Consider the following 13,689-nt stretch of genomic DNA (forward strand, 5'->3'; position numbering starts at 1 on the left):
GCCGGGGCCGGGGCGCTGGTCTGCATCGAGGGTCAAGCGGCCAACTCTTCGGCCGCTTCATCCGCCACGGCGGGGGCTTCTTCCGATGCGGCCTCCTGCGGCCCCTCTGCCTTGAAGATGGCAGGCATCCAGCCCGTGCCCTCGGTCAGCCGCTCGGCCTCGCTGGCAATGTCAGTCTTCTTGAGCTTGCCCAGCCGGGTGACCTGATCCGGCGCGAACTCGCCGACAGCTTGCAGGATTGCAGCCTTCGGAACGTGCTTGAAGTAGCCTTCCGCGCTCGGCTTCCACCATGCGGCCATGTCGAGGCCCACGGCCTGCGCCAGTTCCGCGCCGGGCTGGTGCGGCGTGGCGCGAGGCGTCACCGCGTCCACCGCCCCCGCCACGCACACGGCCAGCAGTTGGACCAACTCGCCTTGTTCCATCGCCAGCAGCGCGGCGAACAGTTCGGCGCTGTCCTCGGGCAGCTTGTCGCCCCATGCCTGCTGTACCTCGCGCAGCGCCACAGCGGCGGGTGATTCCGGCCAGTCCGGGGCCATGCCTTCCAGTCGGTCTTGCACCGTGAGGCGAACCCCCATCGGCATGTCCTGCCCGTAGTAGCGCCTCTGCAAGACGCTCTGCACCATGCCATGCACCAGCGCGGCCAGCGCCGCTTGCGGATGCCGGGCGACTTCGATTTGCAGCGCGGCGGTGCGGTGCGCACTCAGGCGCTGCGCCAGCCGGTCGGAGACGGCGGGGGCCTGGGCTTCTTCCGCCACTTCGATGTGGTCGTCGTTCGTACCTTCACCCTCGGCAAAGCCGTGGCGCAGCTTCTCCAGCGTGCGCAGCGCCTTGGCCTCGGCCTCGCGCAGCAGCCCGCGATGGATCACGGCGTCCCCGCTGCGGTCGATGGTGACGATGGCACCGGCTGCGGCTTTCACGCTCGCGCTGTAGCCCTGCAAGCCGTCTTCCAGCGCCTGCAACTGCTCGCCCAGGGCTTCGCCTTCCTCTTGCAGGGCTTCGGCCTTGTCCTCGTCGTCGGCGTCCATCGCTGCATCCACGGCAACGCCTACGGCCTGCATCTTCTCTTGCAGCCGCTCGATGCGCTGCGCCTCGCGCTTGTTCGGGGTGCCCCGCTCCCTCGGGGCACGCTGGAAGGCTTGCAGGTCGGCATGGGTCATGGTGGGGGTAGCGACCACCCAGGCCCAGCCCTCGGCGCGGACGGTGTCGGCCATGCCGGTCAGCTTCCCGCGCACCAGCGTTTCCAACAGCACGGTGTCGGAGACGTACACGCCCGCATCGCCTTCCGCGAACAGGTCGCGGCGAATGCCGCCGCCTGCGGCTTCGTAGGCATCCAGCCCGACGAAGCGCACCAGCGGATGCGAGGCCCCAATCTCGCGCTCGGTCAGGCGCTCGCGCAGCGCGGAGGGGTTGCGCTGCCACTGCGGCGCATCGTAGAACGCGGCCTCCTGCGCGGCGTGGTCGTCTGTGATGGCCAGGGCCATCAACTGATCCAGCGTGACGGCATCGGCGCGGTAGTCGTCCATCAGGCGCGGAGAAACATTCGCCAGTTTCAGACGGCGCTGCACCACCAGCGGCGTGACGGAGAAATCCGCCGCAATGTCCTCGATGGGTCGCCCCTCAGCCACCAGCGCTGCGAAGGCTTCAAACTGGTCTGCCGGGTGCATCGCTTCGCGCTGCACGTTCTCGGTGAGGCTGGCGGTGCGGGCCGTGCCATCGGCCACCTGCAGGCAAGGCACATTCCAATCCTTGGCGATGCGGTGTTTCTTCGCCAGCAGTTTGAGGGCGGCAAGGCGACGGCCACCGGCCACGACTTCGTAATGCTCGCCATCGGCGGATGCAATCACGATCAGGTTTTGCAGAAGGCCCACGCGCTGGATGGATGCGGCCAGTTCAGGGATGGACATGCGCGGGGTCTTGCGCACGTTGCGGCCCGTGGGGCGCAGCACCAGCCGCGACAACGGCACCAGGATCATGTGCTTGCTTGGGTCGGCGGCTTGCAGCACGTTGGCGGCGCTGCTGGCTGCAGTGTTGACGGCTTGGGCCTCGGTGTAGGTAACGGCGTTCATGGTGAATCTCCAATCGAGTGAAACAAGGGAATGGAGGGGAAACCGCCCCTCCGGCGGGGAAAACGTCGAAAAGGGGGTCAGGCTTTGAGGGCGCGCATACCATCGGCCAGCAGCCACAGGGCGCGATTGAGGCGAATGTCCGAATCAATGCCCTGCACGGGCCGGGTCTGCTGGCGGCGTCCGTTGGCGCTGCGGCCATGCAATCCGCCTTTGGTCAGATTTTCTTGGGTGCGGTTGAACACGCTCCACAGATCGGGGCGGCGGTCTTCAAACCGGCGCGGCATCAGGATTTGCGATTCGGTAACGGGCGCGGGCTTATTCGGGTCGTCGTACTTGAGGGCCAGCGCGGCACGGGCGAACACCTCCGATTCGCCATCGTCCAAGGTGATGCCGCGCATCAGGTCGCGCGACTCCTTCACGCGGTCAAAGCCGTGCAGCACCTCGAAGGCGCCTTCGATGACCTGGCCCGCTACGTCGCCTTTGTGGGGGACGCGCACGTCTGCCACGGTGTCACCGCACACCAGCCCATTGCTGCACACAAACCGGAACTGCCCCGCCAGCATCTGGTAGCTGCTCGTGCCATCGTGCGAGTTCAGCAGAATGATTTCGTTGGCTTCCGCCCCGTTGATCTGGCTGGCATGGCGCAGGCGCAGCATGTGTTTCGTGTGCTCGCGCTTGCCTTCATCGCGTACGCGGGTTTGCGTCACCATGAAGGGCTGAAACCCTTCCTTGCGAAGTTCGGTCAGCACCGCCGCTGTGGGGATATAGGCGTATCGCTGCGAACGGCTCTCATGCGGGGCATCCGCGAAGATGGACGGGGCCACCCGGTGAATCTGGTCATCGGACAGCGGGTAGTCGCTGCGCAGTGCGGGGGAATGGGAAGCGAAACGGGTTGCAAGCATGTCGTTCTCCTGAACAAAAATGGCTGTTGAAGAAAACCGCACACCGGATTCCAAGATTCGGAGCCCAGCCTTGTGGCTGTTTGGTGCGGTTGGCACGAAGAACCCGGCTGGCCCTGTTGCCACCGTCTTCCTGAGTTCATCGCCCGCGACGGTCAGGAGCGCGCGGACGGGGGCCGTCAAGGAGACAAGCGCAGGGTTGGTGCGGCCCGCAGGCGTAGCCGAGGACACGGCCCTGCGCGCCTTGATGGCACACGGCCGCGGGCTACAGTCGCGGACAAGGTGATGGAGTCAGGGAAGACGGCTGGACATGGCAACGGCCGCCTCTGTGTGCCGAACCGTACGGCAAGCGAAGCGCGCAGGCCCGAAGCTGGAAGCCGGGCCGGAGGCGTCAGCCGAGCGGAGCGAGGGAACGATGGAAGCCCAACAGGGGCGAAACCCCGAAGGGGGTTCGATGCGCAGCACGACAGCGCGCCCGGCCATCTCCCAGGTGGCCGGGGACGCCCAGCAGTTTGGGAATCGCAGGATTTGTCTTTGGCCGATTTTTCGCGGACAATGTGGATAAGGCCTTGTCCGCCTGAGCTTCGAGCGGCTCAATCAAGACTGCGTTCTGCTTTCCCCATATTTCTTGCCACCACCATGCGATATCGCCTGGGCGTAGGCCAAGTAATCGCTCGATTGGTCTGCGCTGAAATCAGGAGAATCGTATGCCCATCGGCATTTCCGACCTTGCCCATTCTGTTCGCAAGAACAGCGCATCCGTGGCCGCACCTGTGCAGCTTGGCCACGCACAGCAACTCATCGTTGCTGTACTTGGCTACAAGAGCCTTGCCGCCTACCAGGCAGCGCAGGTAGCCGCACTCGAACCCCAAGATTTGAGCAACGTCCACCACGTTGTACTCGACTACGACAAGCTCGATCAGCGCGCTAGCGAACTTGGCGCGGCCCCCACGCCAAGCCAACTGCATGAGCTGATCGACGCTGCTTTCAAGGAACGGGCACCTCATACACACATTCACGCCTCTTACGCAGACTTCGATAACTATCTGCGCGAGCATGTGGATCAGGTGGTCATCGAAGACGATGACGTGAACAGCGAGATGGCCAACGCCAATTACGACGGCATTGATGAGGTCTATTTCGATTTCGAGGTCGAGGCTGAAAACGTCCCCGTTGGCAGCTCGCTGGAAATCGACCTGGATGGCCATGTGGGCTTGGGTATCGACACTGAGCGTCCCTATGCAGGCCACAAAGTGAACGTGGAAGGCTTACTGGCAGTGGAACGTCTGGGCAGCCAGTGCTTTGGGTCAGTGGATTGCCAAGTCACCAAAGCGGAACTTGATACGAACTGGGGGGATGACGACTACGACGGCGAGCCACCGCCGCGCAGCGTATCGCAAGCCTATTCCGAACTGCTGGGCCTCGAACTGCATGAGGTCGGCAATCTGGCCGACGTAGAAGCAATGGAGCTGGACGGCAGTAGCGGTGACATGGTCTACGGCTACCTCCTCGACTTCACGGACTACGCTTCGCCCGAGATAGCGCAGAAAATTTTGCGCCGCCACTCATCGCTGCGTATCGAAGTCGGCCCCGACTTCTTTGAAGGCGTTCGCAGCGACGACTGGCCTCGCTGACGATAAGGCAAAGCGCATCCCGATATGGGATGCGCTGCTGGGCCATCCGCCCAGGGCTGGGTCAGACAACGATCCGCCCGGCTTGCCGCGCATCGCGCGCATAGGCGCTCAACCGCTTCTCGGCCCGGAAAGACAGGTCGCGCTCGATCGGCAGGCCCAGCCCGCCGCGCACGCTCGCCAGCTCGTTCAAGCTGACCCAGCCGAGTTCCGGCATGCCCAGGCCCAGGTCGCAAAGCCCGAAAGCGTGGTCGTGGTCATCGGGATCAATCTCGGTCAGCAGCCAGGTCGCGTCGACATCCGGCGTGAACAGCTTGACCACGGGTGCCGGATCGAAGTCCGGATTCTCCAAAGATGCGCGGCCGTTGGCCAACATCACGATGCGCTGCTCGTCAGTGATGAATGCCTGGTTCATGGTGAACTCCTGAAAGGTTGCCGGGCGGAATTGCCCAGCCCTTCCGGGGCACGGCGCAGCGCAAGCAGTCAAAGATCGCAGACGGCCGCTAGGCCGCAAGCGTGCCTGCACGCGCAGTCATTGACGGCGAGAACGCCGTGGCACGATGAAGGAAACGGCAAGACCGCTCACAACACTTGGCCTATCGACCACCAGGCAAGCGGAGCGCGCAGGCCCGGATCGCAGTGTCGGGCCGAAGGCGTCGTCGATGTGGAAGGCTGGCTATGCCAGTCCAGTCAGGGATGAGCGAATAGTGAACCTGGAGCAGTGTGATCCACGAAGTGGAGACGCCCAAGGTTCCGTCGCTTATTATTTGGAATACGATAAGTTTAGGGTAAAAATATGAAAAGTATCTTTGAAAAAATCAATGAATTGTCTTCAGCAAAAATCGCAGAATTCAACTTGGGGAAATTTGAATACGCCTTTATTGACAAAGATCCAATCTTTGTCAATAAATTGCTTCCCCTCATCGGAACCTCGCTGGCAAAGGAGAGCTTTCAGGCAGACGTAATGCGTGCTTACACAGAGGGCTGCATGAATGAGAAGGCGGCCATTCTGAAAGAATTTGAAGCCAAGCGCGGCCATCCAACCGCAGCTATGTTTTATACACCGCAGCTTGATCTAGTGGAAAAGCGATTGGCCATAAAAACGATTCAGCAGTTAATAGATCACCTGAAAAATTATCTCAATGAGTATCCTGGGACGCTAGAAATCTTCAATAACTCTTACAAGTACATCCATAACGAAGATGGATCTTCGTACATAGAAGAGAATTACGTAAATTACCGTATTGGCTGCATTCTGTATTCCAAGCATCAATCAATCAAGGGAAGGATTGAAATGCTGGATCTAAAGTATTCCAAGGTAGTTGAGAGTGAGTATGAGAAAATTGGCATTGACATAAGAAAGGAAGATACTCAATTCTCCAAATATAGCCTTGTTAGCCTGAATAATAATATCCAAATATTCAACGACAAGGATAGTCAGACAATACGCGATGAGCGCATAGGCCGACACTTCTGGATAAACGTTCCAAGGAAGCTGCTCAGTTCTATCGAGGCACTCATTGAAAAAGGAATGTTGTCCGAAATAGCATTCAGAATTGATTATATCTCCAAATATGTGCCGGCAATGGAGGAGATGGAGTTTGGCGCTCCGCTGCGACTGAAAATATCCTCTCTGCCTAAACTGTCAAAGTTCTACTCTACCGACAAATACGAGAACAATCTGTGGATTCACCACGATGCAGAGAAGCTAAGTTTGACTTTTGAGGAGTTAATGGAGGATTTTGAAGTGGCAGGCGACGACATCGTCACGCAAGTCATCCATCTTGAATACAGTTCAAAAGACGATGATTTTTTTATAACTCACCTAGATCACGAATTTATCATATATACGCTGGATAGTTACCAAGAAAGATTGAGCAATGCCAACATAAAAGGGCACAGGAAAATAAAAACATTCAAAATAGATAATTCGATGATCCCGTTCAACATAAGTATTGGCGGGGATCTGTTTCTACTTCAAGTTCTTGATTCGTATTTCAAAAATGATGATTTGATTCGTGAGTATTTTGAAAAAATCAACTGACTTGGCAATTGGATCTATTCAATTCAAGCAGCGATCGGCAGAGGACATGGCGCTGCTGTCCGCGCATCCTTGAGCCGCAAGCCACTCCTTATCGGCCTATGGTGATTGCACACGAGCATGAAGCCGCGATAGAGCAAAAGAACCGTTGCCACATGCTTGTGCTCTGGTCGGGGTGTACGACTGCACGGACGTTGTGGTCAGTATTTTTCGTCAGGCTGCCGCTGCTCGATCTGCAACCGCGCCCGCTCGGTCGCCTGCTGCAACTTTTCGCCCAGAACCACACGCGGCGGCAAGCTGGTCAGATACTCGGCAACGTGGATGCCTGACTTGTCCAGTTCCAGCAACTCGATCTGTTCGCGCTTCTTGCCGGTGCAAAGGATGATGCCCAGCGGTGAGGCTTCTTCCGGCTCCCGCTCGTGCCTGTCCAGCCAGCGCAAGTAAAGTTCCATCTGTCCCTTGTACGCGGCCTTGAACTCGCCGATCTTTAATTCGACGGCCACCAGCCGGCGCAGCTTGCGGTTGTAGAACAGCAGATCGAGGTGGAAATCCTCGCTGTCGATCTGGATACGCTTCTGCCGGGCAACGAAGGAGAAGCCCGTGCCCAACTCCAGCAGGAACGACTCCATTTCTCGAATGATCGCCGCCTCCAAATCGCCTTCCTGCCAGGCGTCTCGCAATCCCAGGAAGTCGAGGATGTACGGGTCGCGCATGACCAGGGCCGGCGACATGCGCTGCGCATCGCGCATCGCCGCAAGTTCCTGCGTGATCGTCTCGTCCGGCTTCTTGGACAGCACCGTGCGCTCATACAGCATCGAGTCGATGCGCTCGCGCAGCGTCCGCACGCTCCAGCGTTCGGTGCTGGCCATCTGAGCGTAGTAGTCCCGCTGGAGCGGGTCTTTCAGCGGGATCAGCGCGATGAAGTGCGTCCAGCTCAATTCTCGTATCAGCGATACGAGAATCTGCTCGTCGGGGAACGTGGCCGCAAACTGCACCATGCGGCGCAGGTTCTGTTCGGCAAAGCTGCTGCCGTAGTCCTGTACCAACTGCGCAGCCAGCGTCGGCAGCACCTCCTTGCCATAGGCACCTCGGCGCCCGTCCAGAACCTGTGTGCGGATGCGCTGGCCGATGCGCCAGTAAAGCATCGTCAACTCGCTGTTCACCGTCGAGGCGGCGCGCTTGCGCGCCGCCTTGATCAGTGCCCGAATGTCGCCCAGCAGCGCCGATGGCGCTGCGGACGATGCCACCGATGTCTTGCGCGGGGTCATGCCATTACTCCCTCGGCCTGTCGCGCTCCGGTAATGGTCTTGCGCCGGTTCGCTACCAACTCGGCCGCTTCGCGGACCGGCTTGTCCTCGGTGTGGACGTAGCGCATGAACATCGCCACGGTCTTGTGCGCCGTCAGCGCCATGCCAACCTTGACCGGGATACCGGAATTGGCGATGTCAGTGGCCGAGCGGTGGCGGATGCCATGCGTGCCCACATGGGTCACGCCGGCCCGCTTGAGGATGCGCGTCCAGCCGCTGTAATACTCGCCCGTGGTCATGTGCTGCCCCGGATGGTTCGGGGACGGGAACACGTGCGGGCACCCGTCCTGGCGTGGTGCGGTAGACAGTAGCTGATAGGCTTCCGCGCTCAAGGGCTTGGACATGCCGCCGGTCTTACTGTCGGGCCAGACCACGCGCCGATTTTCCAGATCCACCCAATCCCACTGCAGCGTGACGATTTCGGAGCGACGGCCGGCGAACTCGAATTGCAGCCGGATCGCCAGCGGCAAGATGGCGTGATCCAACCCCAGGCCATCGGTTTCCAGAAAGTCGAGATACCGGAACAGCTTGCCCATCTCCTCGTCACTGATGAGGTGAGTGGCCTTGCCGTTGGGGTACATCGGAACATGACGGCACGGGTTGGTGCCGTCGGGCCGATAGCCCCACACCTCGGCCAGGTTGAACATCTTGCGCATGACGCTGAAGGTGCGGTTCGCCTCGGCTGGCTTGTGGGCCATCTTCTTCATGGCTAGAGCCACGTCAGGCCGCTTCACGTCCTGCACCTTCATGCGGCCGAGCATCGGGACGATGCAACGGTCGATGACCGCCTGATATCCCCGCTGGGTGCTGGTCTTGTTGCGCTGCTTGGAGTGATCCTCCATGAACTTTTCGCACAGTTCCTTGACCGTGGGCGCCTTGCGCGCCGCCGCCTTGTCGGCGGCCGGGTCGCCGCCCCGGCGTACCTGCGCCAGCCATTCCTGGGCAAGCGAGCGGGCTTGCTCGACGGTCAATTCCCCGAACAGGCCCAGGGCGGGCTTGCGCCGCTCGCCCGCGTTCGTGCGGTACTGGAGCATGAAGACCTTGCGGCCTGCTGGTGTAACCTTGCACAGGAAGCCGGGCACCAGTGTGTCCCGGAGTTCGACGGCCTGCGCTTCGGGTTGTGCCGCCTCGACGGCGGACTTGGTGAGCTTGATTTTCGCCATGATGACTCCTCGGAAGGCCCAGTTCCCAGGAGCCTCGTAGGGGCCATCAGAAGGGAAGCCGGGTCAGGTTTCGGAAAGCACCGGCATATGTTGAACTCGCCTAAGTTATTGATAAACCTGCTGTATCGGGCTTCGGCGTAGTCCAGCGAAGTTCGGTGCTGGAGTCATGGTGAAATGAAAAAAGCCCGCTTTCGCGGGCTTTGCAAGCATAGTCGACGGGCTGCTCAGCAAATCATTTGAGTGTCGTCCAGTTCGGCATCGGGCGGTCGTCCGCGCGGTGCTGTGTGGTCACACCCTTGCGCATGGCCCAGGGGCGGATCTGGTGGTGGACGGGGAGGTAGTAATACTCGTCCTTGACCAGCTTGAGCGAGTCATTGATGAGCGCGTCGCGCTTGGCAGGGTCCATTTCAACCTTGATCTGATTGATCATGCCATCGAGCTTCGCATCGCTGAAGCGACCGGCGTTGTAGGAGCCCACGCCTTTGCCATCTCGGGTGGCCATGAGGGCGTCGAGCGAGTACAGCGAGTCGAATGTGGCGACACCCCAGCCGAATAGGTAGGCACTCACTTCGGCATTCATCACGCGGGTGACGTACTGCGCCATCGGCGCGGTCTTGAGGTTGGTCTTCACGCCGATGCGGGTCCACATGGCCGTCACGGCCTGGCAGATGGCTTCGTCGTTCACGTAGCGGTCATTCGGGCATTCGAGGTTCAGCGAGAAGCCGCTCGGATAGCCCGCGTCGGCCAGCAGCTTCTTGGCTGCCTCGACGTCGTACTTGGAGGCACGTGCATCGAGCTCCTTGGTCGAGCCATGGACCATCGGCGCGACCATGACGCCCGCGTTGACGGACAGGCCGCGCATGGTGCGGTCGTGGATGCCGGCGATGTCGATGGCCTGATACAGGGCCTGGCGCACGCGCTTGTCCTTGAGCGGGTTCTTGCCCGGGGTGCCTGCGCCGGGGAGTTCGTCGCGGAACTGGTCGAGACCCAGATAGATGGTGCGGTTTTCCGCGCCTTCGATGATCTTGATGTCGGGGCTGGCCTTCATACGGGCCAAGTCCTGCGGCGGTGGATCGACCACGAAGTCGACCTGGCCGGAGATCAGCGCGGCCGAGCGGGTGGCGGCGGACTTGATGGGGGTGAACACGACCTCGTCAATGTTGCCCTTGGGCTGATCCCACCAGTTCGGATTCTTCTTGAGCACCAACTTCACGTCAGGCTGCCAGCTCACGAGCTGGAAGGGGCCCGTACCGTTGGCGTTGCGGGAGGCGAAGTTTTCCTCCTTGCTCGCGTAGTCCTGCGACTTCATCGAGTTGTTCTTCTCGGCCCATGCCTTGTTCATGATGCGCGCCTCGGTCAGGTCGCGCAGCAGGGTCGGGTTGGGGCCCTTGAGGATCAGGTCGACGGTGAAGTCGTCGACCTTCTTGGCTTCCTGAATGCTCGCCACGGAGGCGATCATGTTGGACGGTTTGGTGCCCGCGCGGGTCAACGAGAACACCACATCGTCTGCGGTGAACGGCGCACCATCATGGAATTTCACGCCCTTGCGCAGTTCAAAGCGCACCTGTGTGGGGGAGACCTGCGTCCATTTGGTGGCCAGAGCCGGAACGGTCTGGTACTTGTCGTCGTATCGCACCAGGCTTTCGTAGATCTGCTGCATGTAGGCATGCGTGGTCTGGTGGTTCTGCGACATGGGGTCAGTGGTGAGAATGTCATTCGCACCGGCCGTGCGCAGGGTCACGGCGCTGGCCGAGCTGCCGATGGCCGCCAGCAGCGCTGCCGCAAGAATTCCCCGCTTGATACTCGCTCCTCGATTCATATCCCTGACTCCTAGGTGTTGAGGTCATGCCCGTGAATTGGCAATCGTCTCTGCTTGCAAGGGTTGTGCCATCACGGACAAAGAGACTTGCATGCTACCGAAAACGACAAAGGCCGCGTAGCGGCCTTTGTGCGTTTTAGCTAGGGATAAACGCTCAAGCGATCAAGCGTTTTTCATGCCATTCAATTACTTGAATTTCGGTAAGTTGAATTGGGGTGGCACTCCCATGCGAGTGTTGATGATCCACTGCTGTGCGATCGACAGGATGTTGTTCGTCAGCCAGTACAGCACGAGGCCGGCCGGGAAGAAGAAGAACATCACCGAGAACATCAGCGGCATGATCCACATGAGCTTGGCCTGCATCGGGTCCGGTGGCGCCGGGTTCAGCGCGGTCTGCAGCAGCGACGACATCATCATCAGCAACGGCAGGATGAAGAACGGATCGGGCACCGAGAGGTCATGGATCCAGCCAATCCATGGCGCATTGCGGATTTCCACGCTGGACTGCAGCACCCAGTAAAGCGCCATGAATACCGGCATCTGGATCACGATGGGCAAGCAGCCACCCATCGGGTTGACCTTCTCCTCGCGGTAGATGCGCATCATCTCCTGCTGCATCTGCTGCGGCTTGTCCTTCAGGCGCTCGCGCATTTCCTGAATCTTGGGGTTGATCGCCTTCATCTTGGCCATCGAAGAGTAGGCCTTGGCGTTGAACCAGTAGAAAGCGATCTTCAGCAGCAGCACCAGAGCGACGATGGACCAGCCCCAGTTGCCGATGAACTTGTGCAGTTCGGACAGCAGCCAGTACAGCGGCTTGGCCAGAATGGTCAGCCAGCCGTAGTCCTTGACCAGCTCGAGGCCAGGGGCCAGCGATTCCAGCACGGGCTCGACCTGAGGTCCCGCGAACAGGCGTGCGTTGAGCGTCTTGGTCTGGCCTGGCTCCACAGTGCCCACCGGCGTGATCATGCCGGCGGCGTAGAGCTTGTCGCCCACCTTGTTCACGAAGTTCTCGCGCTGTGTGCCGTCACCCAGCAGCCAGGCGCTCGCGAAGTAGTGCTGCACCATCGCCACAAAGCCCGCATCGGACGTCTTCTCGATGCTCACCTTGTTGTTGTCGATGTCCTTGAAAGTGACCTTCTGGTACTTCTTCTCGGCGGAATACACGGCCGGGCCGGTGAACGTCGAGTAGAACGGCGTCTGATCGCCGGACTCGGTGTTGTCGCGCACCAGCTGCATATACAGGCGCGGGTTCACGGCAGCGCCGCTGTTGTTCACGACATCGTGCTGCACAGCCACGTCGTAGGCGCCGCGCTTGAGCGTGTAGGTCTTGACCAGCTTCACGCCACCGACTTCGGCGGATTCGAAGCGCAGTTGCACGGAATCCTGACCGTCCTTCAATTCGCGCGCGCCGGGTTGCACGGTCATCGCGGTCTTGTGGGTCGGGAAGGTGCCGCCGATCAGACCGGACTGGCTCAGATACTTGTGCGTGGCCGAGTCGTCGAACAGCACCACGGGCTGGGGAGGCGTGGACTTGTCGAAATACTTGAGCAGCTCGGCGTGCTTGAGCGTGCCGCCTTCGCTGTCGAAGGTCAGGCGCAGCACGTCGTTTGCGACGACCACGTTCTGGCGCGGCACGGCAGCAGGAGCGGCCGGTGCACCAGTGGCACCGGGCACGTCAGAGGCGCCAGAGCCCGCAGCAGCGGCGGCTGAGGCCGTCGGCACGGTCGCGTCAGCCGCGCCGGAGGCGGCGCTCGCGGGCGACTTGGCGCTCTGGGCCTGCGGTACAGGGAAGAAGGTGGCTTTCTGGCCGTTATGTACTTGCCACTTGTCCCACAGGAGAACCAGCGAGAAGGCAAATATCACCCACAGTATGGTGCGGCGAATATCGTTCATGAAGTCTTCGTAGAAGAGGAAGCGGATGAAGAGGAGGAAGGCGGCGGCACATGTCGCGAGAACAGCCGCGTTGCACGCGGCGGCTCCTGCGGCACAGGATCGTGCCCTCCGTCACACCAGGGATGACAGCGCGCAAGCCGGGCAATCGTCAGATAGCTGCCGCCTGCTGCACCATGTTTTTCCAAAGCCTCGAGAGCATAAACCGAACAGGTCGGCTCGAAGCGGCAAGCCGAGCCAAGCCAAGGGCTAAGCAGCAGCCGATAGCCTCGCACCAGCGCCATGAGTGCGTTGCGCACGATCATGATCGGCTCCCCTTGGGGGAATGGGGCTCCCGCGAGGATGGCTGCTGTCGCACGGCATAGGCGAACAGCTTCTGCAGCTCTTCGCGCACGGCCGCCTTCAGGGCGTCCGAAGTGGCGCTTGGAAACTGCTTGCGATCGAAGCCCGAGCGCAGACGCACCACATGCGCAGCAACTGGCAATTGCGACTCGAAGTCGCCCCCCGCCACATAGATCTGACGCTTGATGGCATTGCGCGTGACGGCGCGACGAGCCCAACGCTTGGGCACCATCGCGCCCAGCCATGGGCCTTGCGATTCGCTGGCAGGAAGGGCAAACAGGGCCTGTGCAGCGTGATGCTCTTGCGACACGCGGCCAGACCCGTCTGTGGATTTGCTTGTTTCCTCAGCCAAAGCCTTGGAGGCTTCTGCATGCTGCAGCACCAGACCCAGACGATGCAGGGCAAAGTGCTGGGTGCGGGAAACAGTTCCACCCGCCATGGCAGCCTGAAACTGGGGGCGGGTTTTCAATCGGTGCATAAGCGCCAAAGCAACGCCCTGCGCGGATTGGAAGGACTTGCAACCGGGGTCAG

At 60.6% G+C, this 13,689-nt stretch carries 11 protein-coding genes; 2 read left to right on the forward strand and 9 right to left on the reverse strand.

The features are described from left to right. Positions 1-32: 32 nt before the first annotated feature. Together G7047_RS22870 and G7047_RS22875 are read right to left on the reverse strand one after the other, a co-directional pair. Positions 33-2,066, reverse strand: coding sequence for a ParB/RepB/Spo0J family partition protein (locus tag G7047_RS22870; protein WP_166310294.1), 2,034 nt, complete (start codon positions 2,064-2,066; stop codon positions 33-35). A 77-nt stretch (positions 2,067-2,143) separates the two neighbouring features. After that, complete coding sequence (locus tag G7047_RS22875) at positions 2,144-2,968, reverse strand: DUF932 domain-containing protein (protein ID WP_166310296.1); 825 nt, start codon at positions 2,966-2,968, stop codon at positions 2,144-2,146. 704 nt (positions 2,969-3,672) lie between these two features. Between G7047_RS22875 and G7047_RS22880 the strand changes: the two genes are divergently transcribed. Further along, entirely contained in the window at positions 3,673-4,599 is a 927-nt protein-coding gene (locus G7047_RS22880; RefSeq protein ID WP_166310298.1) for a hypothetical protein, read from the forward strand. 61 nt (positions 4,600-4,660) lie between these two features. On the opposite strand, the gene G7047_RS22885 is transcribed toward G7047_RS22880, so the two are convergent. Next, entirely contained in the window at positions 4,661-5,011 is a 351-nt protein-coding gene (locus G7047_RS22885) for a DUF2958 domain-containing protein (protein ID WP_166310300.1), read from the reverse strand. Positions 5,012-5,392: 381 nt separating this feature from the next. On the opposite strand from G7047_RS22885, the gene G7047_RS22890 reads away from it, so the two are divergent. Then, the gene (locus G7047_RS22890; protein WP_166310302.1) at positions 5,393-6,640 is read left to right on the forward strand and encodes a hypothetical protein; all 1,248 of its coding nucleotides are present in this window, start codon (positions 5,393-5,395) and stop codon (positions 6,638-6,640) included. A gap of 197 nt (positions 6,641-6,837) precedes the next feature. Here the strand turns inward: G7047_RS22890 and G7047_RS22895 are convergent, their stop codons facing one another. The 6 genes from G7047_RS22895 to G7047_RS22920 all read right to left on the reverse strand — a co-directional run bounded on the left by G7047_RS22895 (position 6,838) and on the right by G7047_RS22920 (position 13,636). Continuing rightward, positions 6,838-7,905: a YhcG family protein gene (locus G7047_RS22895; RefSeq protein WP_166310304.1), complete on the reverse strand. Its 1,068-nt coding sequence runs from the start codon at positions 7,903-7,905 to the stop codon at positions 6,838-6,840. After that, positions 7,902-9,107 (reverse strand): site-specific integrase, encoded by a 1,206-nt coding sequence (locus tag G7047_RS22900; protein ID WP_166310306.1) that lies wholly within the window; start codon positions 9,105-9,107, stop codon positions 7,902-7,904. Before G7047_RS22900 ends, G7047_RS22895 begins: the two co-directional genes overlap by 4 nt. 232 nt (positions 9,108-9,339) lie before the next feature. Then, positions 9,340-10,926 carry an ABC transporter substrate-binding protein gene (locus tag G7047_RS22905; protein ID WP_166310308.1) on the reverse strand — a complete coding sequence of 529 codons (1,587 nt, stop codon included), beginning with the start codon at positions 10,924-10,926 and terminating at the stop codon, positions 9,340-9,342. A gap of 186 nt (positions 10,927-11,112) precedes the next feature. Further along, positions 11,113-12,819: a membrane protein insertase YidC gene (gene yidC, locus G7047_RS22910; protein WP_166310310.1), complete on the reverse strand. Its 1,707-nt coding sequence runs from the start codon at positions 12,817-12,819 to the stop codon at positions 11,113-11,115. Beyond that, positions 12,816-13,121, reverse strand: coding sequence for a membrane protein insertion efficiency factor YidD (gene yidD, locus G7047_RS22915; RefSeq protein ID WP_371813820.1), 306 nt, complete (start codon positions 13,119-13,121; stop codon positions 12,816-12,818). Before yidD ends, yidC begins: the two co-directional genes overlap by 4 nt. Beyond that, positions 13,118-13,636: a ribonuclease P protein component gene (locus G7047_RS22920; RefSeq protein WP_166310312.1), complete on the reverse strand. Its 519-nt coding sequence runs from the start codon at positions 13,634-13,636 to the stop codon at positions 13,118-13,120. Before G7047_RS22920 ends, yidD begins: the two co-directional genes overlap by 4 nt. Positions 13,637-13,689: the final 53 nt, after the last annotated feature.

This window comes from Diaphorobacter sp. HDW4A (assembly GCF_011305995.1).
Taxonomy (GTDB): domain Bacteria; phylum Pseudomonadota; class Gammaproteobacteria; order Burkholderiales; family Burkholderiaceae_C; genus Diaphorobacter_A.

Coding starts and splice junctions, on each gene's coding strand:
- G7047_RS22870 (WP_166310294.1), bottom strand. CDS start 2,066: ATGAACGCCGTTACCTACACCGAGGCCCAAGCCGTCAACACTGCAGCC.
- G7047_RS22875 (WP_166310296.1), bottom strand. CDS start 2,968: ATGCTTGCAACCCGTTTCGCTTCCCATTCCCCCGCACTGCGCAGCGAC.
- G7047_RS22880 (WP_166310298.1), top strand. CDS start 3,673: ATGCCCATCGGCATTTCCGACCTTGCCCATTCTGTTCGCAAGAACAGC.
- G7047_RS22885 (WP_166310300.1), bottom strand. CDS start 5,011: ATGAACCAGGCATTCATCACTGACGAGCAGCGCATCGTGATGTTGGCC.
- G7047_RS22890 (WP_166310302.1), top strand. CDS start 5,393: ATGAAAAGTATCTTTGAAAAAATCAATGAATTGTCTTCAGCAAAAATC.
- G7047_RS22895 (WP_166310304.1), bottom strand. CDS start 7,905: ATGACCCCGCGCAAGACATCGGTGGCATCGTCCGCAGCGCCATCGGCG.
- G7047_RS22900 (WP_166310306.1), bottom strand. CDS start 9,107: ATGGCGAAAATCAAGCTCACCAAGTCCGCCGTCGAGGCGGCACAACCC.
- G7047_RS22905 (WP_166310308.1), bottom strand. CDS start 10,926: ATGAATCGAGGAGCGAGTATCAAGCGGGGAATTCTTGCGGCAGCGCTG.
- yidC (WP_166310310.1), bottom strand. CDS start 12,819: ATGAACGATATTCGCCGCACCATACTGTGGGTGATATTTGCCTTCTCG.
- yidD (WP_371813820.1), bottom strand. CDS start 13,121: ATGATCGTGCGCAACGCACTCATGGCGCTGGTGCGAGGCTATCGGCTG.
- G7047_RS22920 (WP_166310312.1), bottom strand. CDS start 13,636: ATGCACCGATTGAAAACCCGCCCCCAGTTTCAGGCTGCCATGGCGGGT.